Source organism: Geomonas edaphica, from assembly GCF_004917075.1.
Taxonomy (GTDB): domain Bacteria; phylum Desulfobacterota; class Desulfuromonadia; order Geobacterales; family Geobacteraceae; genus Geomonas; species Geomonas edaphica.
This window is the reverse complement of record NZ_SSYB01000009.1, coordinates 1-21577: the sequence shown is the minus strand read 5'-3', so window position 1 is coordinate 21577 and position 21577 is coordinate 1. Positions and strand designations below refer to the sequence as shown.

General features: G+C 61.3%; 19 protein-coding genes. 17 read left to right on the top strand and 2 right to left on the bottom strand.

From position 1 onward, the window contains the following. Positions 1 to 13: 13 nt before the first annotated feature. The gene (gene eno, locus E8K79_RS20585) at positions 14 to 1303 is read right to left on the bottom strand and encodes a phosphopyruvate hydratase (RefSeq protein ID WP_136516396.1); all 1290 of its coding nucleotides are present in this window, start codon (positions 1301 to 1303) and stop codon (positions 14 to 16) included. Between the two features lie 247 nt (positions 1304 to 1550). On the opposite strand from eno, the gene E8K79_RS20580 reads away from it, so the two are divergent. The 15 genes from E8K79_RS20580 to ftsH all read left to right on the top strand — a co-directional run bounded on the left by E8K79_RS20580 (position 1551) and on the right by ftsH (position 17836). Beyond that, on the top strand, positions 1551 to 3926 hold the full coding sequence (locus E8K79_RS20580) for an HD family phosphohydrolase (RefSeq protein WP_136516395.1): 2376 nt from the start codon (positions 1551 to 1553) through the stop codon (positions 3924 to 3926). After that, positions 3859 to 4278 carry an rRNA maturation RNase YbeY gene (ybeY, locus tag E8K79_RS20575; protein WP_136516394.1) on the top strand — a complete coding sequence of 140 codons (420 nt, stop codon included), beginning with the start codon at positions 3859 to 3861 and terminating at the stop codon, positions 4276 to 4278. The genes E8K79_RS20580 and ybeY overlap by 68 nt, the downstream gene beginning before the upstream one ends. Before the next feature lie 17 nt (positions 4279 to 4295). Continuing rightward, positions 4296 to 5003 carry a diacylglycerol kinase gene (locus tag E8K79_RS20570; protein ID WP_136516393.1) on the top strand — a complete coding sequence of 236 codons (708 nt, stop codon included), beginning with the start codon at positions 4296 to 4298 and terminating at the stop codon, positions 5001 to 5003. Between the two features lie 42 nt (positions 5004 to 5045). After that, the gene (locus E8K79_RS20565; protein ID WP_136516392.1) at positions 5046 to 5903 is read left to right on the top strand and encodes a hemolysin family protein; all 858 of its coding nucleotides are present in this window, start codon (positions 5046 to 5048) and stop codon (positions 5901 to 5903) included. After that, positions 5900 to 7441: an apolipoprotein N-acyltransferase gene (lnt, locus tag E8K79_RS20560; RefSeq protein WP_136516391.1), complete on the top strand. Its 1542-nt coding sequence runs from the start codon at positions 5900 to 5902 to the stop codon at positions 7439 to 7441. The genes E8K79_RS20565 and lnt overlap by 4 nt, the downstream gene beginning before the upstream one ends. Positions 7442 to 7497: 56 nt before the next feature. Beyond that, positions 7498 to 8614, top strand: a protein-coding gene (gene prfB, locus E8K79_RS20555) for a peptide chain release factor 2 (RefSeq protein ID WP_136516390.1) whose coding sequence is annotated in 2 segments (ribosomal slippage) — positions 7498 to 7566 and positions 7568 to 8614 — 1116 coding nt in all. Because the reading frame shifts where the segments join, the coding sequence is not laid out codon by codon here. A 41-nt stretch (positions 8615 to 8655) separates the two neighbouring features. Continuing rightward, positions 8656 to 9462, top strand: a complete 807-nt coding sequence (locus E8K79_RS20550) for a C40 family peptidase (RefSeq protein WP_136516389.1) — start codon at positions 8656 to 8658, stop codon at positions 9460 to 9462. Positions 9463 to 9579: 117 nt separating this feature from the next. Then, positions 9580 to 10821, top strand: coding sequence for a DUF1015 domain-containing protein (locus E8K79_RS20545; RefSeq protein WP_136516388.1), 1242 nt, complete (start codon positions 9580 to 9582; stop codon positions 10819 to 10821). A 31-nt stretch (positions 10822 to 10852) separates the two neighbouring features. Then, positions 10853 to 11323, top strand: coding sequence for an FKBP-type peptidyl-prolyl cis-trans isomerase (locus E8K79_RS20540; protein ID WP_135873188.1), 471 nt, complete (start codon positions 10853 to 10855; stop codon positions 11321 to 11323). Positions 11324 to 11407: 84 nt separating this feature from the next. Beyond that, on the top strand, positions 11408 to 12340 hold the full coding sequence (locus E8K79_RS20535) for a hypothetical protein (protein WP_136516387.1): 933 nt from the start codon (positions 11408 to 11410) through the stop codon (positions 12338 to 12340). 86 nt (positions 12341 to 12426) lie between these two features. Further along, positions 12427 to 13710, top strand: a complete 1284-nt coding sequence (locus tag E8K79_RS20530; protein WP_136516386.1) for a class II fructose-bisphosphate aldolase — start codon at positions 12427 to 12429, stop codon at positions 13708 to 13710. A 73-nt stretch (positions 13711 to 13783) separates the two neighbouring features. After that, positions 13784 to 14158 (top strand): PilZ domain-containing protein, encoded by a 375-nt coding sequence (locus E8K79_RS20525; protein WP_136516385.1) that lies wholly within the window; start codon positions 13784 to 13786, stop codon positions 14156 to 14158. Beyond that, the gene (locus E8K79_RS20520) at positions 14151 to 14948 is read left to right on the top strand and encodes an HD domain-containing protein (protein ID WP_136516384.1); all 798 of its coding nucleotides are present in this window, start codon (positions 14151 to 14153) and stop codon (positions 14946 to 14948) included. Before E8K79_RS20525 ends, E8K79_RS20520 begins: the two co-directional genes overlap by 8 nt. Positions 14949 to 14956: 8 nt before the next feature. Further along, positions 14957 to 15832, top strand: a complete 876-nt coding sequence (gene cas6 / locus E8K79_RS20515) for a CRISPR system precrRNA processing endoribonuclease RAMP protein Cas6 (RefSeq protein ID WP_136516383.1) — start codon at positions 14957 to 14959, stop codon at positions 15830 to 15832. Positions 15833 to 15982: 150 nt separating this feature from the next. After that, complete coding sequence (ftsH, locus tag E8K79_RS20510) at positions 15983 to 17836, top strand: ATP-dependent zinc metalloprotease FtsH (RefSeq protein WP_136516382.1); 1854 nt, start codon at positions 15983 to 15985, stop codon at positions 17834 to 17836. 43 nt (positions 17837 to 17879) lie between these two features. Here ftsH and E8K79_RS21645 read toward each other — a convergent pair whose 3' ends face one another. Then, complete coding sequence (locus E8K79_RS21645) at positions 17880 to 18005, bottom strand: hypothetical protein (RefSeq protein WP_281276115.1); 126 nt, start codon at positions 18003 to 18005, stop codon at positions 17880 to 17882. A gap of 172 nt (positions 18006 to 18177) precedes the next feature. On the opposite strand from E8K79_RS21645, the gene malQ reads away from it, so the two are divergent. Further along, a complete protein-coding gene (gene malQ, locus E8K79_RS20500; protein ID WP_136516380.1) occupies positions 18178 to 19665 on the top strand; it encodes a 4-alpha-glucanotransferase in 1488 nt (495 codons plus the stop codon). Positions 19666 to 19774: 109 nt separating this feature from the next. After that, positions 19775 to 21061, top strand: a complete 1287-nt coding sequence (locus tag E8K79_RS20495; protein WP_136516379.1) for a homocysteine synthase — start codon at positions 19775 to 19777, stop codon at positions 21059 to 21061. Positions 21062 to 21577 lie beyond the last annotated feature (516 nt).

Below are 21577 nucleotides of genomic sequence, written 5' to 3'. Positions count from 1 at the left end.
GAGCGATCAGCCCCTACTTCTTCACGTTGTAGAACACGTCGTGTCCCCTGAATATGGCGACCTCGTCGAGCTCGTCCTCGATCCTCAGGAGCTGGTTGTACTTCGCGACGCGGTCGGTGCGGCAGAGCGAACCGGTCTTGATCTGGCCGGCGTTGACCGCGACGGAGAGGTCGGCTAAGGTCACGTCCTCGGTCTCGCCGGAGCGGTGCGAGATGACGCAGGTGTAACCGGCGCGCTTGGCCATCTCGATGGCGTCGAGGGTCTCGGTCAGGGTGCCGATCTGGTTCAGCTTGATCAGGATGGAGTTCGCGATCCCCTTCTTGATCCCTTCCTTAAGGATGGAGGGGTTGGTCACGAAGAGGTCGTCGCCCACGATCTGGATGCGCTTGCCGAGGCGGTCGGTGAGTTTCTTCCAGCCGTCCCAGTCGTTTTCGGCCATGCCGTCCTCGATGGAGATGATCGGGTACTTGTTGACGAGGTTCTCGTAGAAGTCGACCATCTGGTCGGCGGTCTTCTTCGACTCCGTCTCGTTCTCCAGGGTGTACACCCCATTTTCGAAGAGCTCGGAAGAGGCGACGTCGAGAGCGAGGACGACTTCCTCACCCGGCTTGTAGCCCGCCTTCACGATGGCCTCCATGATCACCTGGAGCGCCTCCTCGTTGGATTTGAGGTTCGGCGCGAAGCCCCCCTCGTCCCCCACCGCGGTGTTGTAGCCCTTGCCCTTCAGGACCGACTTGAGGGCGTGGAAGATCTCGGCGCCCATGCGGAGCGCCTCCTTGAAGCTCTTCGCACCCGCCGGCATGATCATGAATTCCTGGATGTCGACGTTGTTGTCGGCATGCGCGCCGCCGTTGATGATGTTCATCATGGGCAGCGGCAGTTCCTTCGCGTTGGCGCCGCCGATGTACTGGTACAGCGGCAAACCCACCTCGTCGGCTGCGGCCTTGGCCACGGCGAGCGAGACGCCGAGGATCGCGTTGGCGCCAAGACGGCTCTTGAACTCGGTACCGTCCAACTCGAGCATTTTCTTGTCGATACCTACCTGGTCGGTGGCGTCCATGCCGGTGATCTCGTCGGCGATGATGTCGTTGACGTTGGAGACTGCCTTCTCGACGCCCTTGCCGAGGTAGCGCCCCTTGTCGCCGTCGCGCAGCTCAAGGGCCTCGCGCTCACCGGTAGATGCGCCGGAAGGAACCGCTGCTCTACCCATGGCACCGGAATCCAGGAACACTTCGACCTCGAGTGTCGGGTTTCCCCTGGAATCAAGGATTTCTCTGGCGTAAACGTCGGTTATCTGGCTCATCTCTCCCCTCCCTGCAATGGATTTTGAATTGTGAACGGGCGGCACCGCCCGTCTTAATGGAGTTCCGTTATATAACATAACGTGCCTCAAAGGGAAGGAACTTTTGTAAAAATTTGCTAACTTGCCGTCGTGACAGCGGTTCCCGAGTTTTCGTTTAGATTGACAGTAATCGAATAAAAGGGATATATTGTGCCCTTGCTGCTAGCCTTGCAGTCTCTGTCCTTACGACACGGGAACCATTGAAATAATGCCCACTGAAAGCGGCGATAAACAGACAATTCAGAAGAGTTCGCTGATCCGGTTGTGTGACAGCTGGATGGAAGCGGTCGCCCAAGGTTTCACCTGCGACCGGTATGAGAAGCGCAGCCGCTTCATCATGCTCTTCCTCACCGCCTTATTCCTCACCCTGTTCATCATCCCGAGCCCGCAGTTCCTCTCGGTGCACTACCGGGAGGGGGATATTGCCACCTCCGACATCCGCGCCACGCAGGACTACCTCATCGAGGACCTGCTCCTCACCGAGAAGAAGCGTGCCGAGGCCGAGGCTGCCGCCCCCTTCGTCTATACGCTTGCACCCAACGGCAACATCGACCTGGTGCGCCGCCTGGAGGACGCCCTCGAGCTGATGGACGACGCCACCCTGCACGGCGAGGCGAGGCGCAAGGCGGTGATCGCAGCGGTCGGCGTAGACGTCTCTGCGCAGGAGCTGGCCGCGCTCTCGCGGGTGAGGCAGCAGCGGGCTTTCCTCTCCGACCTCGGGCGGCAGCTAGCCCCCTTGTACCGGCAGCGCATCGTGGCGGACAAGGGGCACTTCACCGCGGACCTGCGCCACGGCATCGTGGTGGTGGACGAGACGACCAAGCAGGACGTGGCGGGGGGGGACTACTCCGCTAGCCTCGATCTCGCCGGGGCGCGCCGCGCCTTTTTAGAGATGACCCTTACCCAGGGGGCTGCTCCCCGTGACCTCGAGACCCTGAAGGGGCTCGCGCTGCGCATGATCGCCCCGAACCTCACCTTCGACCGCAACGGCACCGACGAGAAGAAGAGCCAGGCGCGCGCAGCGGTGCGTCCTGTCCTCTTCAAGATGAAGCGGGGCGAGATGCTGGTCCGTGTCGGTGAGCGGGTCACCTCAGAGCAAGCCATGAAGCTGGAGCGGGTCTTCAGTGCGCGCAACAGCGCCCCGATCCTCACCGGCCTTGGCATCTTCGGGCTCATCCTGGTGCTCTGTTACGCCCCCTTCCGCTTCGGTCGCAAGAACATCAGGAAATTCAACCCGAGCAACAAGGACATCCTGCTACTGTCCCTTCTCACCGTGGTGAACTTTGGGGTGCTGAAGCTGGTCTCCACCGTTTCCACCGCCATGGGGGGGCTCTTCCCTTCCATCGACACGGCGAACTACTTCTACCTTTTCCCTTTCGCGGCCTCCGCCATCGTCGTCAGGATCATCCTGAACTCCGAGGTCGCCCTGGTCTACTGCGCCATCACCGCGCCCCTGACCGGGATCATGCTGAACAACTCGCTCCAGGTCGTCGTCTACGCACTTCTGGGGGGCATCGTCGGCGCTCACGGCGTGCGCCAGTGCAAGGACCGGGGGACCATCTACAGCGCGGGGCTCAAGGTCAGCGCGGTGAACATGGCGCTCGCCTTCTGTTTCCACGTCTACAACGACAGCCCGATCTCGCTGCAACCGGTTTACGGCATCGTCTTCGCCTTTTTAGGCGGCATCATCAACGCGGCCTACGTGTCCGGCATGATTCCGCTCATCGAGGCGCTGTTCCAGTACACCACCGACGTAAAGCTTCTGGAGCTTGCGAACCTCAACTCGCCGCTGTTGCGCGAGCTTATGATCCGGGCCCCCGGGACCTACCACCACAGCGTCTTAGTCGGCAACATGGTCGAGGCCGGCGCCGAGGTGATCAATGCGAACCCGCTGCTAGCCCGCGTCGCCGCCTACTACCACGACGTCGGCAAGCTGAAGAAGCCGCAGTACTTCATCGAGAACATCCACGATGGGGAGAACCGCCACGACAAGCTCTCTCCGAGCATGAGTGCGCTCATCCTGATCTCGCACATGAAGGACGGCGTGGAGCTCGCCAAGGAGCACCGCCTGGGGCAGCCGATCATCGAGATCATCCGTCAGTCCCACGGCACCTCGCTTATCAACTACTTCTATCTGAAGGCGAAGGGGCTGGAGACGCCGGGTACCCCCCCTGTTGAGGAACGCGACTTCCGCTACCCGGGGCCCAAACCGCAGACCAGGGAGGCGGGGCTCGTGCTCTTGGCTGACTGCGTCGAGGCCGCCTCGCGCACGCTTGCCGATCCGACACCGGCGAGGATCCAGGGGCTCGTGCAGAAGATCATCAACAACATCTTCATCGACGGGCAGTTGGACGAGTGCGAACTGACGCTCAAAAACCTGCACGAGATAGCCAAGAGCTTCAACCAGATACTCGTGGGAATCTACCATCAGCGTATCGATTACCCCGAGCCCGCCTACAAGGAGAAGACGATTGCCAGGAAGCAAGAAGATATCGATAGCGAACCGCCAAAGGCGGATGCCGGTCGTGAAGAAGGACCTGCGAAGGGTGGCACAGAGGATCTTAGACGTCTTGGGATGTCCTGAGGCGGAACTCTCGGTGAGCATCGTCGGGGACCGGGCCATCCGGGTCCTGAACCGTGAGTACCTGGGGCGTGACAAGGCGACCAACGTGATCTCCTTTGCCATGCAGGAAGGGGAGTTCGGGGCCATCAACCCGGAGGTGCTGGGGGACGTGGTGATCTCCGTTGACACCGCGGCGCGCGAGGCCGAGGAGTCCGGCGACACTTTTCTGGGCCGCCTGTACTTCCTGCTTATGCACGGCATCCTGCACATCACCGGATACGACCACGAAAGAAGCGGTGAGGCCGAGGCCGCGCGCATGGAGGCGAAAGAGCGTGAGATCTTCGCCCTGCTCGTCGAGGAAGGGCTTGTCTAGCCTGGGAAAACGGTAGCATGAAGCCGACCCGCTTCATCGACTCGGTGAACTGCGCGATCGAGGGGATCCTCCACGCGACGCGCACGCAAAAGCACATGCGCTACCACTTCCTGGCGGCGCTCGCCGTGCTCTTCACCGCCCTTTTGCTGCGGGTCTCCTCCATGGAGTTCATGTTGCTCGCTCTGGCGGTGAGCTTCGTCCTCTTCGCCGAACTCATGAACACGGCGGTCGAAATCGTGGTGGACATGATTTCGCCCGACTACCACCCGCTGGCAAAGCTCGCAAAAGACGTCGCCGCGGGCGCCGTGCTCGTGGCGGCCTTTGGCACCGCCATCATGGGGTACCTGGTGCTCGCCAGGTACGTGCTCCCCTGGCAGAAAGCGGGGCTCGAGATGATCGGTACCGAATCAGAGACGGGGATGGTGGTTTCGGTAGTCCTCGTGCTCATCGTCGTGGTGATCATGAAGGCGCGCGGCGGCACCGGGACCCCGCTCGAGGGGGGGGGCGTGAGCGGGCACTCGGCGGTCGGCTTTTGCATCGCCACATCGGTCGCGCTGCACACCCAGGACCCGCTCATAGCGGTTTTTTGTTTCATCCTCGCCGCCATGGTGAGCCACTCGCGTCTTCTTTTGAGGATCCACCGTCCTAAGGAAGTCGTGGCGGGTGGGCTCGTCGGGGTGGCGATCACCGTGGCGGTGCATCTGCTGTTCCGCGCCTTCGGGTGAAAGTCTTGACCGACAACGCAGCAACAGTAAGGAGAAACATCCTTGGAAGAGGGTAATGGACGCAAGGGGCAGGGGCTCATCGAATCCCTGACCCGGCTCTTGTACGGCAAAAAGAGGGTCACCGGGGTCGAGATCCAGGAGATCATGGACGCCGGCGAGGAAGAAGGGGTCATCAACCAGGAGGAGAACGCGATGATCCGCTCCATCCTCACCCTGGGTGACTCGATGGTGCGCGAGATCATGCTGCCGCGCATGGAGATGTCCTGCGTTTCCATCCAGGACGAGGTGAGCGAGGTGCTGAAATCGATCATCGCCTCCGGTCATTCGCGCCTGCCGGTCTACGAAGGGACCATCGACAACGTCATCGGCCTCATCTATGCGAAGGACCTCCTGAGGTACTGGGGCGAGCCGGACGACGCCATCGAACTGCGGAAGCTGATCCGTGCCCCCTTCTTCGTCCCTGAGACCAAGAACCTGGAGGAGCTGCTGCACGACTTCAAGAAGCGGCGCGTCCACATGGCGGTGGTCATCGACGAGTACGGCGGCACCGCGGGGCTCGTCACCATCGAGGACCTGCTCGAGGAGATCGTGGGGGACATCCAGGACGAGTACGACCTGGAGACCGAGCGCCTCTCGGTGCAGGGAGACGGCTCCATCGTCGCCGACGGCAGGCTCACCATCGAGGAGGTGGAGGAGCACTTTCACGTCTCCATCGAGAAGGACAACTTCGAGACGGTGGGGGGGCTCATCTTCCACCTGACCGGCCGCATCCCGCTGGCGGGCGAGGTGATCGAGAGCGAGACCCTGATCCTCACCGTGCTCGAAGCGGACGAACGCCGCATCGCGAAGGTGCACATCGCCCGTAAAGAAGAGCTGGAACGGGAGTCCGAGGAGTCGTGACCGGCATTACGGTGAACCCCGGCGCGACGACCGCGGGGCGCTACCTGTTGGCGCTTTGCTCGGGTGCGCTGTTCGCGGTTTCCTTTCCGCTTCCCGGCATTTCGGTGCTGGCGTGGATCGCCTTCGTGCCGCTGTTTGTCGCCGTCGACGGCGTCTCCCAAAGGATCGGGTTCCGGCTCGGGTTCGTCGCAGGCAGCGCCGCTTACACGGCCCTTCTGTACTGGCTGAACGTGGTGATGATGGGGTACGGCAAGCTGCACTGGAGCGTGAGCGGCACGCTCTTTCTCCTGCTCGCAGGCTACCTTGCGCTCTACCCGGCTGCGGTCATGTGGATGGTGCGGCGCTGCGAGGAGAACGGCATCCCGCTTCTTTGCTCCTTTCCGCTTCTGTGGGTTGCGGGGGAGGCGGTCCGCTCCTATGCGTTCACCGGTTTTCCGTGGGCGAACCTCGGGTACTCGCAATACCGCACCCTGCCGCTCATCCAGATCAGCGACCTGACCGGCGTGTACGGGGTGAGCTTCCTGGTCGCCTTCGCCAACGTGGTCTTTTACCGGATCTGGGTTTCCATGCGGCACAAAAAGCCCTACCCGGTGCGCGCGCTCATCATGCTGGTGCTGCTGCTTGCCGCCACCATGGTGTACGGCGTCGCCCGGCTCACCCGTGCCGATAAAGGTGTGACGCAGCGGGTGCTCATGGTGCAGGGGAACATCCCGCAGGACGTCAAGTGGTCCCCGGCCTGGCAGGACGCCACCGTGAAGACCTACGAGCGGCTGACCCGCGAGGGGTGCCGCGAACCCGGGACGCTCGTGGTCTGGCCCGAGAGCGCCCTGCCGTTTTTCCTGCAGCAGGAGCCCGCCTACGCGGAGCGGCTCAAGAAACTCGCCAGGGAACTGAAGAGCCCTATCGTGGTGGGAAGCCCCGCCTTTGAAGAGGAGGGGGGGAAGGTGCGCTATCTGAACAGCGCCTTTCTTGTCACCGAACAGGGTGTCGTGGCCGGACGAAGCGACAAGCTTCACCTGGTCCCCTTCGGCGAGTACGTGCCACTTGCTCCGCTTTTGCCGTTTGTGAACAAGCTGGTTACCGGGATCGGCGATTTCTCTCCGGGCAAAAGTGCCCAGGTGCTCGCCTCTTCCGCGGGAAAGCTCGGCGTGCTGGTCTGCTTCGAGGGGATTTTCCCCGAAATCGCCCGTGCCTATGTCGAGCAGGGTGGCGGGCTCCTGGTGAACATCACCAACGATGCCTGGTTCGGGCGCACTTCGGCACCGTACCAGCATCTCTCCATGACCGTGTTCCGGGCCGTGGAGAACCGGGTACCCTTGGTGCGTGCCGCCAACACCGGGATCAGCGCGGTGATCGACAGCAAGGGGCACATCCGTGGGGTGACGCCGCTGTTCCAGGAGGGAACCCTGGCCGGGGAGATCCGCACCGGCGCGCGGGGGACCTTCTACACCCGTTTCGGCGATCTTTTCGCGCTGCTCTGTCTCTCCGGGAGCGCGGGGATGGCGGTCGCCTGCTACCGTCGTAGAGGACGGGCCTGATTTTTTGACAACAACCTATATCGCCAGAAGGCGATGCGACATGAGGAGCCGTACCGATGTTTAGAGAAGAAATAGCCAAGATAGAAGAGCTCGTGGAGCGCATCAACAACCTCCGGGGGTCTCTTTGACGTAGATGACAAGAGGGAGCGGATGCAGGAACTCGAGGAGGTGACCGCCCGCCCCGATTTTTGGAACGACGCCGAGAATGCCCAGAAGATCCTCAAGGCCAGGATGGCCATGGAGAAGGACGTTACCACCTGGGAATCGCTCGAGCGGCAGGCCGGCGATATCAAGGAACTGATCGAACTGGGGAGCGAGGAAGAGGACGAGGCGACCCTTGCCGAGGTGCGCGCCATGAACGCGCAACTGGAGACCGGGGTGAGCCAGGCGGAATTCCGTCGCATGCTCTCTGGGCCGCACGACGCCTCGGGCGCCTTCGTTTCCATTAACTCCGGTGCAGGCGGGACGGAGTCGCAGGACTGGGCCGAGATGCTTCTGCGCATGTACCTGCGTTACTGCGAGAAGAAGGGGTGGAAGACCGAGATCACCGACTACCAGGAAGGGGATGGGGCCGGGGTCAAGGGGGTCACCTTCGCGGCGACCGGCGAGTTCGCCTACGGGTACCTGAAGGCGGAGGCGGGGATCCACCGCCTGGTGCGCATCTCGCCCTTTGACAGCTCCGCCCGGCGTCACACATCGTTCGCCTCCGTGTTCGTGTTCCCTATCATCGAAGAAGACGACATCGACATCAAGATATCGGAGAGCGACCTGAGGATCGACACCTACCGCTCCTCAGGGGCCGGCGGTCAGCACGTCAACACCACCGACTCCGCGATTAGGATCACCCACCTCCCCACCGGCACGGTGGTGGCCTGCCAGAGCGAGCGGAGCCAGCACATGAACAAGGCGACCGCGATGAAGGTGCTTCGCTCCAAGCTCTACGAGATGGAGCTCAGGGAGCGCGAGGCCAAGGCAGCCGATATCGCCGGAGAGAAGAAGGAAATCGGCTGGGGGAGCCAGATCCGCTCCTACGTGCTGCATCCCTACAAGATGGTGAAGGACCTGCGCACCGGCGTCGAGAGCGGCAACCCAGACAACGTGCTGGACGGCGCCCTGGACGACTTCGTGGTCCCCTACCTCATGGGCGTGCGCCGCGAGACGAGCGACATCTAGAGGCGGGTTTTCGGGGCGAGAGCCCTGACAAGGAACTATTGATGCTTAAGACGGTAAGACTTTTAGTCATATATCTATTGCTGCTGGCCCCCGCGGCCACCGGCTGCGCCGCCCAGCGCGCGGGGCTCACGAGCGTTGGCTTCGCCATCCAGGTAGGGGCCTTCTCCGACGTGAAAAACGCCGAGCGGCTGACCCAAAAACTCCAACAACAAGGTATCGAGGCGTTCTACTTCAAAAGGGAGAACGGTATCTATGCCGTCCGCTTCGGGGACTTCCCCCGCCGCGACGATGCGCGCAAGGCGGCGCAGAAGCTCGTGAAGGAGAGGACCATCGGCTCCTACTTCATCGCCGCGCCGCAGCCCGAGCGCAGTGCCGCGCTGCGCGAGACCGTGATCGAGAAGGCGCCGGCCCCCTCGATCACAAAGCCGGCGAAGCCCGCGAAGAAGAAGGAAGAGCCGGTGAAGCGCGACCGCAGCGACATGGGCGGGATCGCCGCCCGGACCGCCGAGCGTTTCGTCGGTATCCCGTACCGTTGGGGCGGGGACACCGTGGTGGACGGCATGGACTGCAGCGGCTTCGTGCGCGCCGTCTACAACCTGTGCGGCGTCAACATCCCGCGCACCTCGCGCGAGCAGTACCGGGTGGGTGACGCCGTCGGGCGCGAGGAGTTGAAGGACGGCGACCTGGTTTTCTTCGGGGGCTCCCCGGACGAGATCAACCACGTCGGCATCTTCGTCGGCAACGGCCGTTTCGTGCACGCCCCGCGTCGCGGCGACGACATCAAGGTGAGCTCCATGGACGAATCCTACTTTCAGAAGAGGTTCGTCGGCGCGAAGCGATACTTTTAAGCCGACGCCGTTTCAAGCCTATGAGAGTGCGGTACCTGAAACAGAGACAACCTAGAACGTAGAACATAGAACCTAGAACATAGATTGTAGAACGAGAATTAAAAGACAGGAGCAGTTATGGCATTTATCAAGCCGTTCAAGGCGGTGCGACCCAAGAAGGATCTGGCGGAGAAGGTCGCCGCTCTTCCCTATGACGTGATGAACACGCAGGAGGCCATGGCGATGGCAGCCGGCAATCCGGCGAGCTTTCTGCACATCTCCCGCCCGGAGATCGATCTCCCGGAAGGTATCGACGTGCACTCCGACCCGGTCTACGTGCAGGGACGCGAGAACCTCGCAAAGTTCATGAAAGAAGGGGTGCTGCTGCAGGACGACACCGAGCGCTACTACGTGTACCGCCAGAAGATGGGCAACATCACCCAGACCGGCCTCGTGGTCTGCGCCGGGGTCGACGACTACCAAAGCGGCACCATCAAGAAGCACGAGCTGACCAGGGCGGACAAGGAGGAGGACCGCGTAAAGCATATCGACGCGCTGAACGCGAACGACGAGCCGGTCTTCTACACCTACCGCAACGCCCCGGCCATCACCGCGACCATCGACCAGGTGACCAAGGGTGAGCCGCTTTACGACTTCACCACCGACGACGGCGTCTCCCACACCCTGTGGGACATCGCGGACCAGGCGCTCATCGACTCCCTGACCGCAAGCTTCGCCGCGATCCCGACCCTCTACGTCGCCGACGGCCACCACCGCAGCGCCGCGGCGAGCCGGGTGCGCGACCTGAGAAAGGACGCCAACCAGAACCACACCGGCAGCGAGGAGTACAACTTCTTCCTCACCGTCATCTTCCCGGACAACGAGATGACCATCATGCCCTACAACCGGGTGGTGAAGGACCTGAACGGCCGCAGCTTCGCCGAGTTCATGGCGCGCGTCGGCGAGCGCTTCGAGGCGACGCCGGTCTCCGGCGCGGTGCAGCCCGGCGAGCGGCACCAGTTCGGCATGTACCTGGGGGGGAAATGGTACGTGCTTGTCCCGCGCGAGGACTCTTTCCCGGAAAACGATCCCGTTGCCTCCATGGACGTATCCATCCTGCAGGACAACCTCTTGAGCCCGGTTTTGGGCGTGCGCAACCCGCGCACCGACCAGCGCATCCACTTCGTGGGCGGGATCCGCGGCGTTGAGGAGCTGGAGCGGGTGGTAAACTCCGGCGAGTACATGGTCGCTTTCTCCCTGTTCCCGACCTCAATCGAGGAGCTCATGTCGCTCGCGGACGAGGACAAGATCATGCCGCCGAAGTCGACCTGGTTCGAACCGAAGCTCAGAAGCGGACTCTTTGTCCACCTGCTGGATTAAAACGATTAATCACACCTGACGGAGGAGATTGATGCGTAACGTTGAGAAGTTCCTCGTGCTGCTGCTGCTCATGGCGGCGGTGGCCATACCCGCTTGCTCCCAGAAGGAACCGACCAAGCCGGCGGCAGCCGAAAAGACAGAAAAGAAAAGTGCAGCCGGTGCGGTGACCACCGCTTCCGGCCTTTCCTACACCGATCTCGTGGTCGGGACCGGCGCGTCGCCCACCTCGGGCAAGAGCGTCACCGTCCATTACACCGGTACGCTTGAGAACGGCACCAAGTTCGACAGCTCGCTCGACCGCGGCCAGCCCTTCGTCTTCCGGATCGGCGCGGGCGAGGTGATCCCTGGGTGGGACGAAGGGGTGATGTCCATGAAGGTCGGCGGCAAGAGGAAGCTCGTCGTCCCGCCGCAGCTTGGCTACGGAGCGAACGGCGCAGGCGGGGTGATACCCCCCAACGCGACCCTGGTCTTTGAAGTGGAGCTCCTGGATGTAGAGAAGTAAGCGGCGCGGCTCCTTGCAATGGCTCGATGGGGACTGTAAAGTTGTCCTCTGTCTTTTAATCCCAAGCCGTCAGCGAGGTGCCGCATGCGCCTTCTCCCGCTCGCCGTACTCCTTCTTTCGTTCCTGCTCTGCCGGCAGGCGTACGCCGGGACGAAGAGTGTCACTTACTTCACCGACGGAGCCCGGGTGGAGCAGGAAGTGGGTGCCCCCGGCGGCTACGCGGAGCTGCCGCTTCCAGAGAGCTTTGCTCCCGGCTCGCTCAGGGTGAAGGCCCCCGGCGGGTCTGTGCTGCGGGTAGAGCTGGTGCCGGCCGAACAGGACCGGCGCCGTTCCGGCAAACTGGCGCGGCTCAAGGAACGCCGGGGTGAACTGCTCGACCGGATGGCCGCGCTTGACCGGCGCGAGGAGATCTTCAGCGCAGCGGCCAAGTCGCAAAGCGGCAAGGCGCCGCGCAGGACCAAGGCGAACCCCGATCCGGTCGCCGCCCTGCAGCAGGGGACCGACTTCGCTTTGAGCCAGATGGAGGCGGTATTGCGCAGTAAGCGCAAATGCCGCTCGGCCCTCGACGCCGTGGAGCGGGAGATCGCGAGCGCCGGCAAGGGGGTGGCCTCGGCGCGCATCTGGGTGACCGGGAGCAGGGCGCGGGTCTCCTACCTGATGCGCGATGAGCGCTGGACTCCGAGCTACGACCTTCGCCTCTCCGGTGAGGGGCGCGGCGAGCTTTTGCTGCACGCGAAGCTTCCGCCGCGCGATAAGGGGGCGCAGTGCTTCGTGTCGCGCGGCAGCGCGGCGCAACCGATGAGCGCGGAAACGGTGCGGGGCGATTTCCCGGTCCTCGCCCGTTACCCGCTAGCCGTCATCGCCGCCACCGGGGACAGGCTTCCGGCACGCTTCACTTTCGCCGCAGTAGAGTCCGGCCTCCCTCCGGGCGAAGCCTCACTCTACTGGAGTGGCGAGTACCTGGGGAGTGCCCAGTTCCGCGGAGGAGGGGCCACCGAGTTCATCCTGGATCGGTAGCGAAGGCTCTTGCCTTTGTATGATTAAGATGCTATAAGGAAGCGGCTTTTTGCCATGAATTGATATTCCCACCAAAAGGAGGAGATATGACTGCATTATCTTCAGATTTCGTCAAAGCGCTTGAAGTCGGGCGCCCCCCCAACGTAGCGAAACTCTTCCCTAACTCCAAAGCACTGCTCGTAAGCGGCAAGGTCATCGACCGCGCCATGAACGCCAAGGGACACGCCCTGGCCCTGGCCGCCAACGGCCGCAACCACTTCGTCATCCGCGGCGTGCTCGCCGCGGCCCAGAGGGCCAACGCGGCTGTCCTCATCGAGATTGCCAAGAGCGAAGGTGGGCAAAAGGCCTACTGCCCGGTCAACTACTGGAACATGGCGCGCCAGGTCGATGCCGTAGCCAACGAGCTTGGCATCACCATTCCGGTTGCCATCCACGCCGACCATTACGGCATCAAGGGCGAGGGGGACGTGAAGTCCGCCAAGGTCGAGATCCCGAGCATGTTCGACGCCGGCATCACCTCCATCGCCATCGATGCGTCCCACCTGCCGGACGAGGAGAATCTCCTCGCCAACCTCGAGCTGAACAGCGTGATCCCGGCTTGGGCCGGTCTCGAGACCGAGGTCGGCGAGATCAAGGGTAAGGAGGGGCTCTCCACCGTCCCCGAGGCGCTTTTCCTGATCCGCGGCCTGAACGCACATGACATTTTCCCGGACTGGATCGCGCTCAACAACGGCACCACGCACGGCATCGAGGCCTCTGACGCCGGCATCCAGGTTGAGCTCACCGCCGAGATCCACGAGGCGATCAAGGCATACGGCGTGAACGGCGCCCAGCACGGCACCTCGGGAAACAGCTACGAGAGGCTGCGCCAGATCGCACAGAACACCCGCACCACCAAGGCGAACGTGGCCACGGCGCTGCAGTTCATCTCCTGGGGGCTCGAGGTGAACGAGTACGGCAACGCCAACCTCGACGCGAACGGCAACTTCATCAAGGTGAAGGGCGAGGGGATGAGCGAGGAGCTCTGGGCTGAGATGGTCACCTTCGCCGATTCCAAGGGGTGGAAGAAGGGTGATTACAAGAACCTGAACCTCCAGTTCGAGAACAAGCTCCTGGCTCAGACGAAGGAAGTGCGCGAGCGGATGTGCAAGAGGGTTGAGGACTTCGCCTACAACCTCATCACCAACGTCTTCAATTCGGCCGACACCGCTCCGCTCGCCATCGAAGCCATCGTCAAGGCCGGTTCCTACGATCTCGGCCCGAAAGGAAAGCGCATAGAGAACCCGGCGGAGTGGACCAAGGAGCAGCTTCCCAAGCAGGCTAAGGGGCTCTCCCGTGACAAGGGGCCCGAGGGGAACTTCGAGGACTAGCAGCATGCAGCAGGCAAAAAAAGAGGGGGCCACGTGCCCCCTTTTTCCGCCGGCTGTCCGAAAGGGGAACATGATGAACGACAGGCGTAACTTCTCGCGGGTTGATTTCAGGGTTTCTGCGCTGTTGCAGGCGGAAGGCGTGGCCATAAAGGGCGATGTGACCGACATCAGCCTACACGGCCTTTATATGGAGACCGAGGAGAAGATCCCGGTCGGTTCTCCCGTAGAGGTCACCATCTATCTATCCTCGGCTGCCGAGCCGATCGTCATCAACGTGAAGGGGACCGTTGCCCGTCTCGTTCCAGGCGGCATCGGCTGTGCCTTCGATAAGATGGACGTCGAATCCTTCGCCCACCTGCGGAGCATCATCTCCTACCAGGGTGGGGACGAATCGAAGGTCATGGCGGAGTTCTCGGAGTACGTCGTCAAGAAGATGCACGATGAATGATGAGGCGGCACTTCCGGACCTCTCGCCGCTGCGCGACTGGTTCACCTCCTACTGCGACTCCTTTCGCATCGACGATCCGGCGGTGCAGCGTAACTACGACCTGAAACAGCAGCACACCAGCAACGTCTGCCGCGATGCGCTCATCGTGGCGCAAGGGATGCCCCAGCGTTTCCTGGTTCTTGCCGAAGTGGCCGCCCTGTGCCACGACCTGGGGCGCTTCCCGCAGTACCGTGACTACGGCACCTTCAAGGACAGCGAATCGCTGAACCACGCCCACCTCTCCGCGCAGATCATGAAGCGGCACGCACCGCTGCATTTCCTTTCCGGTGAAGAGTTCTCCCGCGTCGATACCGCGGTACGCATGCACAACGCCTTTCATGTCCCAACGGGACTTCATCCCGAGACCGACGCCCTGCTGAGGCTTCTGCGTGACGCCGACAAGCTTGATATCTGGGGCATCTTCGAGGAATATTTCGAGGCCCCCGAATCGGAGCGCGCCTCGGCAGCGGGACTCGGCTTTCCCGATCTGCCAGGCTGCTCTCCCGAACCGCTCGCCGACGTCGCCGCCGGGCGGATGGTCCATCTCTCCACCCTAAAGAGTCTCAACGATTTCAAACTGCTGCAGGTCTCCTGGATCTACGACATCAACTACCTGAAGGCGCTGCGGCTGATCAGGGAGCGCGGCATCCTTGACCGCTTTGCGGCCATGCTCCCGGATGAACGTCCGGTCCGCGAGGTCCTGGCGCAGGTGCGGGAACATCTTGAGCGCAGGCTCGAGACGGAAGGGTAGGGGCGCGCTTGGAACTGCACTACGCGAGACTTTGGTTCAGCTTCGTCCTAAGGGACGACATCTCCGACCCCTACGCCCTTTTCGCCGGCCGCTCCGAGTTCGAAGATGCCTTCCGCAGGGCCCTCTCCTGCAAAAGGGGCGACTGCCAGGGGTGTACCGCCCTTGCGCGCTGCGCCTTCCCTGTTACCTTCGGCCAGCAGATAGCGAAGGACCCGGAGGCGGTGCGGCGTCATCAAAAGCCGCCGCTTCCTTTCATCTTCCGGTTTCCCGCTTTGCCGCCCCTCCCCAATGCGGGCGCTGCCTGCGAGCTGTCCCTGACGCTGGTGGGGAGTGCGGTGCAGCATTTTGCCGTCTACCTTTCCGCGGTGCGCTTTCTCATTGAGGCGAGACGCGGGACCGTGGTCGCGGTGCACGCCGAGTCTTCGGGCGGGGCGCGAAGCGTGGTCGCGGGGCAGGATCACCCCGCACTGCCGCTACTTGGTTCGCTCGACCCGGACATGACTGGTCCGCTGTCGACCGAGACGCTCTCCCTTCGCTTCCTGACGCCGCTAAAGCTCGTCCAGGACGGCCGTCTGCTCAAAAGCTACACCTTCGCGCATCTCGCACGCTCGCTCATGCGCAGGGTCTCGTCGCTTGCCTATCACTACGAGGGGGCCGAGCCCGATCTCGACTACCGGTGGCTTTCCCAGTGCAGCGAAGACGTCCGGACCATCGCGTCCGACTGCCGCTTCGTCTCGTGGAACGGCCGTCCCGCCGGGATCCTTGGGGTGGCGCGGTTTCAGGGGGACCTGGAGCCCTTCCACCTTCTCCTGCGGCTTGGCGTTGCCACCCACCTCGGCAAGGGCGCTCCGTTCGGCTTCGGCAGCTACCGCCTGGAGCCCTGACCCGGCCACGCCCGGCTCTGTTCCACCCCCGCCATGCACCCACCTTCTTCCTCTCTCCACCCCATGCTAAAAGATTAAAAACTTGTAATGCTTGTCGTCTTGGCTAGAATACCCTGGTGCCGTTTTACCCCCTGAGTACAGGAGCCGGTCATGGCCCAGTCCTTTTGGAGACCGCTGCTGATCACCGCACTGTTCGTGCTCTTGCTTGACCTCTTTTACGGGGCGATGGTGAAGCAGACGGCAGAGCGCGGGGTCGAGATTACCTACAGCAGGTTCAGGCAGGAACTCTCCGCCAACAACGTGAAGAACCTCACCCTCAGGGGGAGGGGCGCGAAGGGGCAGTTCCGTACTCCCATCTCGGTCCCGGCTACCGCGGTCGAGGAAAAAGGGAAGATGGTCAGTGCCGCGGCCTTCAGCACCACCCTCCCTTCAATGGAGGACCCGAGCCTGCTGCCCGAGCTGAGCGCGCGGCGGGTCGACGTGAACGTCGTATCTACCGAAAGTTCCGCCTTCGGTTCCATAGTTCTCTACCTGCTCCCCTGGGCGATCATCATCGGGGTCTGGCTTTTCGTCATGAGGGGGATGCGGAAACAGGGGCCTACCGGCATGATGGGAGGCTTCGCCCGCTCCGGAGCGAAGGCCTACACCTCGGAGCGTATCGACGTGACCTTCGCCGACGTGGCCGGCATGGAGGAGGCAAAGCAGGAGCTGCGCGAGGTGGTCGAGTACCTGAAGGACCCAAGGAAGTTCCAGCAGATCGGCGGGAAGGTGCCCAAGGGGGTGCTGCTCGTCGGGCCTCCGGGGACGGGGAAGACCCTGCTCGCCCGGGCGGTGGCGGGGGAGGCGGGGGTCCCTTTCTTCTCCATATCGGCCTCGGCTTTCATCGAGATGTTTGTCGGCGTGGGAGCGAGCCGCGTACGGGACCTCTTTGCAGGTGCACGAAAGATGCTCCCGAGCATCATCTTCATCGACGAACTGGACGCGGTGGGCAGAAGCCGTGGCGCCGGCTTCGGCGGCGGGCACGACGAGCGTGAGCAGACCCTGAACCAGCTTTTGTCGGAGATGGACGGCTTCGACCCGCACACCGAGGTCGTGGTCATCGCCGCCACCAACCGCCCCGACGTCCTCGACCCGGCCCTGCTGCGCCCCGGACGCTTCGACCGCAACGTGGTGATCGAACGTCCGGACTGGCGTGACCGGGAGAAGATCCTGAAGGTGCACACCCGGAAGGTGCCGCTCACCCCGGACGTTGATCTCGCCATCATCGCGAAGGGGACCCCCGGTATGACCGGCGCCGATCTGGAGGGACTCGTCAACGAGGCCGCTATTCTCGCCGCGAGGGACAACAAACAGGTCGTCGGGCTCGAGGAGCTCGAGCGCGCCAAGGACAAGATCCTCATGGGCGGTGAGCGGCGCATGGTCATCTCCGATGAGGAGAAAAGGATCACCGCGTACCACGAGGCAGGGCATGCCCTCGTTGCCAGGCTGCTGCCGAGTACGGATCCGGTGCACAAGGTGACCATTCTGCCCAGAGGGCGGGCACTTGGCGTCACCCAGCAACTCCCCGAGGATGACCGGTACCACTACCCGCGCGCATACCTGGTGAACCGGCTCTGTGTCGCCTTGGGTGGGAGGGTCGCCGAACGCATCGTTTTTCACGACGTCTCCTCAGGTGCGCAAAGCGATCTGAAACACGTGACGGAACTGGCGGAAAAGATGGTCTGCCAATGGGGGATGAGTGAGAAAATCGGAGCGATGACCTTCCCGCGCGGGGAGGAGCATCCGTTTTTGGGGATGAAGCTGGCCGAGGAAAAGACCTTCTCCGAAGAGATGGCCTGGCTTATCGATCAGGAGATCGCGGCTTTGATTCGTGCCGCTGAAGGGAAGTCAATGGAGCTGGTAACGGCAAATCGCAGCAAACTCGACGCATTGGCGCTGGCCCTTTTGGACGAGGAGACCCTCGACGGCCGACGCGTGGACGAGATTCTCGCAGCAGATGCATGAAGCGGAGCAGTCGAAACTGGCCTTCACACACACCGCCTTTTGCTCAATAGATGATGATGTAACCTTTCCTTGTAGCAATCCCGGTGATCTCGAGTGTGTCCTTGATCCGGAAAGTCTCGCCATCCAAGGTGAAGATGTACCCGTCACCATCAGGTACAGCCAGCTCCATCAAAGATTCGAACGATGCAGTCTTTATAGTTTCCATGGCCGGCACTATATCATGTGTTGAAAGTGCGGTAAAGGCTTTGGAGCATTGCATTGCAGGTGAATTGTGTCATAGTAGTGTCTGCTCAAATTCCAGAAGGATTCTGAGTGTTTAATTCAATGTAATGGAGGTGAGGATGGCGAGGAAGAGAAAAAGTGGGATACTGTTGCACCCGACGTCTTTGCCTGGGCCGGGCGGCATAGGCTCTTTCGGAGACGAGGCAAAGCGGTTCGTTGATTTTCTCCACAAGTCAGGGCAGTCCCTGTGGCAGATCCTTCCCCTTGGTCCTACCGCGTACGGCAACTCTCCCTATTCGTGCTATTCGGCCTTCGCCGGAAATCCTCTGCTCATAAACCTTGAAGCCCTTGAGGACGAGGGTGACCTGCTCCCCGGGGAGGCCAGGCCGGAACTGGATTCGACCCGCGTCGATTACGGGGCGGCGGAACTGTACAAGTCGGCAAGGCTCAAGGAGGCAGCGGCCCGCTTCTTTGCCGAGGCGCCCCAAAAACGCAAAGAGGAGTTCTGGCAATTCTGCGATACCACCTTCTGGCTGCACGACTACGCCCTTTTCATGGCGCTGAAAGAACAGTTCAAAGAGGTGAGCTGGAAGGATTGGCCTGACGCACTGGCAAAGCGGGAGCCGGAAGCCCTTTCCACTTGGAGCGAGAAACTCGGGAGTGCCATAGGCGAGCAGAAATACCAGCAATGGCAATTCGCACGCCAGTGGAAGCAGCTCAAAACCTACGCCAACGTGCTCGGCATATCCATCGTGGGGGATCTCCCCATCTTCGTTGCCTACGACTCAGCCGATGTATGGGCCAATCCGCACCTCTTCCACCTGGATGAGAAGGGAATTCCCATTGTCGTAGCCGGTGTCCCCCCCGACTACTTCAGCAAGACCGGCCAACTCTGGGGGAACCCGCTCTACAACTGGGACCGCATGGCCCAGGAGGGATTCGGCTGGTGGATCGCACGCCTGCGTAACGACCTCTCCCTATACGACATGGTGCGCATCGACCACTTCCGCGGTTTCGAGGCCTTCTGGGAGGTCCCGATGTGGGAGAAGACGGCGATCAACGGCCGTTGGGTCAAGGGGCCGGGCGAGGCGCTTTTCCGTGCCCTCAGAAACGCACTAGGGAGCCTCCCCATCATCGCGGAAGATCTCGGCATCATAACGCCGGAAGTTGAGACGTTGCGCGATCAGTTCGGATTTCCGGGGATGAAGATACTGCAGTTCGCCTTCGGTTCGGGCCCGGAAAACCCGTATCTGCCGCACAACCACGTTCGCTCCTGCGTCGTCTACACCGGGACTCACGACAACGACACCACTATGGGTTGGTTTCAGTCGTTGAAGGGGAAGGAACAGAAAAACGTACTGGCCTACTTCGATCGGGACGGTGCGGACATCGTGTGGCACATGGTGCGCTGCGCGCTCGCTTCCGTGGCCGATTACGCCATCATACCGATGCAGGATCTGCTCGAGTTGCCGAGTACCGGGAGGATGAACGTGCCGGGTGTCGCGGGAGGCAACTGGAGTTGGAGGTGCCCGGCGGATGCCTTCACCGGAAAGCTTGCGTCGAAGCTCTCGCGGGCCACCGAGCTGTACGGACGGCTACCAGACTAAAATGGTGGAGTTCTAATTCCAAAATTATTGACAAAGAGGGTGAAGTTTCGTTATAGAGAAAACACTCTATATTCTTTACGAAACAGCTTCAGAAAGGACGGGAGAGATTATGTCAGAAAAAGAATTCGGATTTGATACCCTTGCGCTCCATGCCGGCCAGACTGTAGATCCCACCACCCTGTCCCGTGCCGTACCGATCTATCAGACCTCTTCGTACGTGTTCAAAAGTTCCGAGCATGCGGCCAACCTTTTCGGGCTGAAGGAATTTGGCAACATCTACACCCGTCTGATGAACCCGACGACTGACGTGCTTGAAAAAAGAGTGGCGGAGTTGGATGGCGGCGTTGCAGCGCTCGCTGTCGCCTCCGGTCAGGCTGCCACCACCTACGCCGTGCTCAACATAGCGAGTGCGGGCCAGAACATAATCTCTACCAGTTATCTCTATGGCGGGACCTACAACCTTTTCCATTACACCCTGCCGAAACTCGGCATCACCGTTAAGTTCGTCGACTCGTCGGATCCGGAGAACATCCGCAAAGCCATCGATGAGAACACCCGTCTGGTTTACAGCGAAGCGATCGGGAACCCGAAGAACAACGTCGACGACTTCGAGGCGATTGCCAAGGTTGCCCATGATGCAGGGATTCCTTATATCGTGGACAACACCGCGGCGACCCCGTATGTGTTCAAGCCGCTGCAGCACGGTGCAGACATAGTCGTTTATTCGCTGACCAAATTCATGAGTGGCCACGGCACGAGTATCGGCGGTTGTGTCGTTGATGGTGGTACCTTTCCATGGAACAACGGCAAGTTTCCCGAGTTCACCGAGCCTGATCCCTCCTACCACGGTCTCAAATTCTGGGATGCCCTGGGGAACATCTCCTACATCATCAAGATGAGGGTTGAACTGCTGCGTGACATGGGCGCATGCCTTTCGCCGTTCAACGCCTTCCAGATCCTGCAAGGGCTTGAGACCCTGCACGTCAGGATGGCGCGTCACGTAGAGAATGCCCAGAAGGTCGCCGAGTGGCTTGAACAGAATCCACTGGTGAGCTGGGTCAACTACCCCGGGTTGCCGAGCCACAAAGATCATGCGAATGCGAAGAAGTATCTCCCCAATGGCACGGGAGCCATCATAGGCTTCGGCATCAAGGGTGGTGTGGAAGCAGGCTCGAAGTTCATCGACAATGTGAAGCTTTTGTCCCATCTGGCTAATATCGGTGACGCAAAGAGCCTCGTCATACACCCGGCGTCTACTACGCACCAGCAATTAAGCCCGGCAGAGCAGTTGGCGTCAGGGGTGAGCCCCGACTTCATCAGGCTTTCCATTGGCATTGAAGACGTGAAGGACATTATCGCCGACCTGGACCAGGCCCTCAAAGCAGCACAGGCCTGAGTAAAGGGATAACAGCACCCATAGCAGTAAAGCCAAGGGCGATGCGCAAGCATCGCCCTTGGTCGTTTGAGCCACGCCGTTGCAATAGCGTCACCGTAATCTCCTGTGCACAAGGTCCACAAGCTCCACAAGGTGGTTGCGCACGAACAATTGTTATAGCTTAAGTCTCTTGAGAAAAAACTAACAACAAACCCGTTGACGGGCAGAGTGGCTTTTGTTATAACCACCCTCCGCTGACGCACGAGACACTTTCTGCTCAGCGGCCGACAAAAAAGCATTGACAGCCGAAACGGCCTTTGCTATAAAGTTGGACTTCGCAGCAACGACGTTCTTTTCAACCGAATATTTGGACCGTCAGTCACCGCGAGAAAGTTGCGGCGGCGGCGAATCTGAGAAAGATTTAAGAAAAGAAAATCTTGACAGGTTGGAACGGTTCAGGTAGGGTGCTGAGTCTGTCGCAAACAGCGGCTTGGTCTTTGAAAACTAAATAGTAGACGAAACAGTAATGTAGGTTTT

Bases quoted from the DNA above. Each gene is read 5' to 3' on its own strand.
- eno (WP_136516396.1), bottom strand. From the start codon at position 1,303: ATGAGCCAGATAACCGACGTTTACGCCAGAGAAATCCTTGATTCCAGG.
- ftsH (WP_136516382.1), top strand. From the start codon at position 15,983: ATGGCCCAGTCCTTTTGGAGACCGCTGCTGATCACCGCACTGTTCGTG.
- E8K79_RS21645 (WP_281276115.1), bottom strand. From the start codon at position 18,005: ATGGAGCTGGCTGTACCTGATGGTGACGGGTACATCTTCACCTTGGAT.
- E8K79_RS20545 (WP_136516388.1), top strand. From the start codon at position 9,580: ATGGCATTTATCAAGCCGTTCAAGGCGGTGCGACCCAAGAAGGATCTG.
- E8K79_RS20540 (WP_135873188.1), top strand. From the start codon at position 10,853: ATGCGTAACGTTGAGAAGTTCCTCGTGCTGCTGCTGCTCATGGCGGCG.
- E8K79_RS20535 (WP_136516387.1), top strand. From the start codon at position 11,408: ATGCGCCTTCTCCCGCTCGCCGTACTCCTTCTTTCGTTCCTGCTCTGC.
- E8K79_RS20495 (WP_136516379.1), top strand. From the start codon at position 19,775: ATGTCAGAAAAAGAATTCGGATTTGATACCCTTGCGCTCCATGCCGGC.
- E8K79_RS20550 (WP_136516389.1), top strand. From the start codon at position 8,656: ATGCTTAAGACGGTAAGACTTTTAGTCATATATCTATTGCTGCTGGCC.
- E8K79_RS20525 (WP_136516385.1), top strand. From the start codon at position 13,784: ATGAACGACAGGCGTAACTTCTCGCGGGTTGATTTCAGGGTTTCTGCG.
- malQ (WP_136516380.1), top strand. From the start codon at position 18,178: ATGGCGAGGAAGAGAAAAAGTGGGATACTGTTGCACCCGACGTCTTTG.
- E8K79_RS20520 (WP_136516384.1), top strand. From the start codon at position 14,151: ATGAATGATGAGGCGGCACTTCCGGACCTCTCGCCGCTGCGCGACTGG.
- E8K79_RS20570 (WP_136516393.1), top strand. From the start codon at position 4,296: ATGAAGCCGACCCGCTTCATCGACTCGGTGAACTGCGCGATCGAGGGG.
- E8K79_RS20580 (WP_136516395.1), top strand. From the start codon at position 1,551: ATGCCCACTGAAAGCGGCGATAAACAGACAATTCAGAAGAGTTCGCTG.
- E8K79_RS20530 (WP_136516386.1), top strand. From the start codon at position 12,427: ATGACTGCATTATCTTCAGATTTCGTCAAAGCGCTTGAAGTCGGGCGC.
- ybeY (WP_136516394.1), top strand. From the start codon at position 3,859: ATGCCGGTCGTGAAGAAGGACCTGCGAAGGGTGGCACAGAGGATCTTA.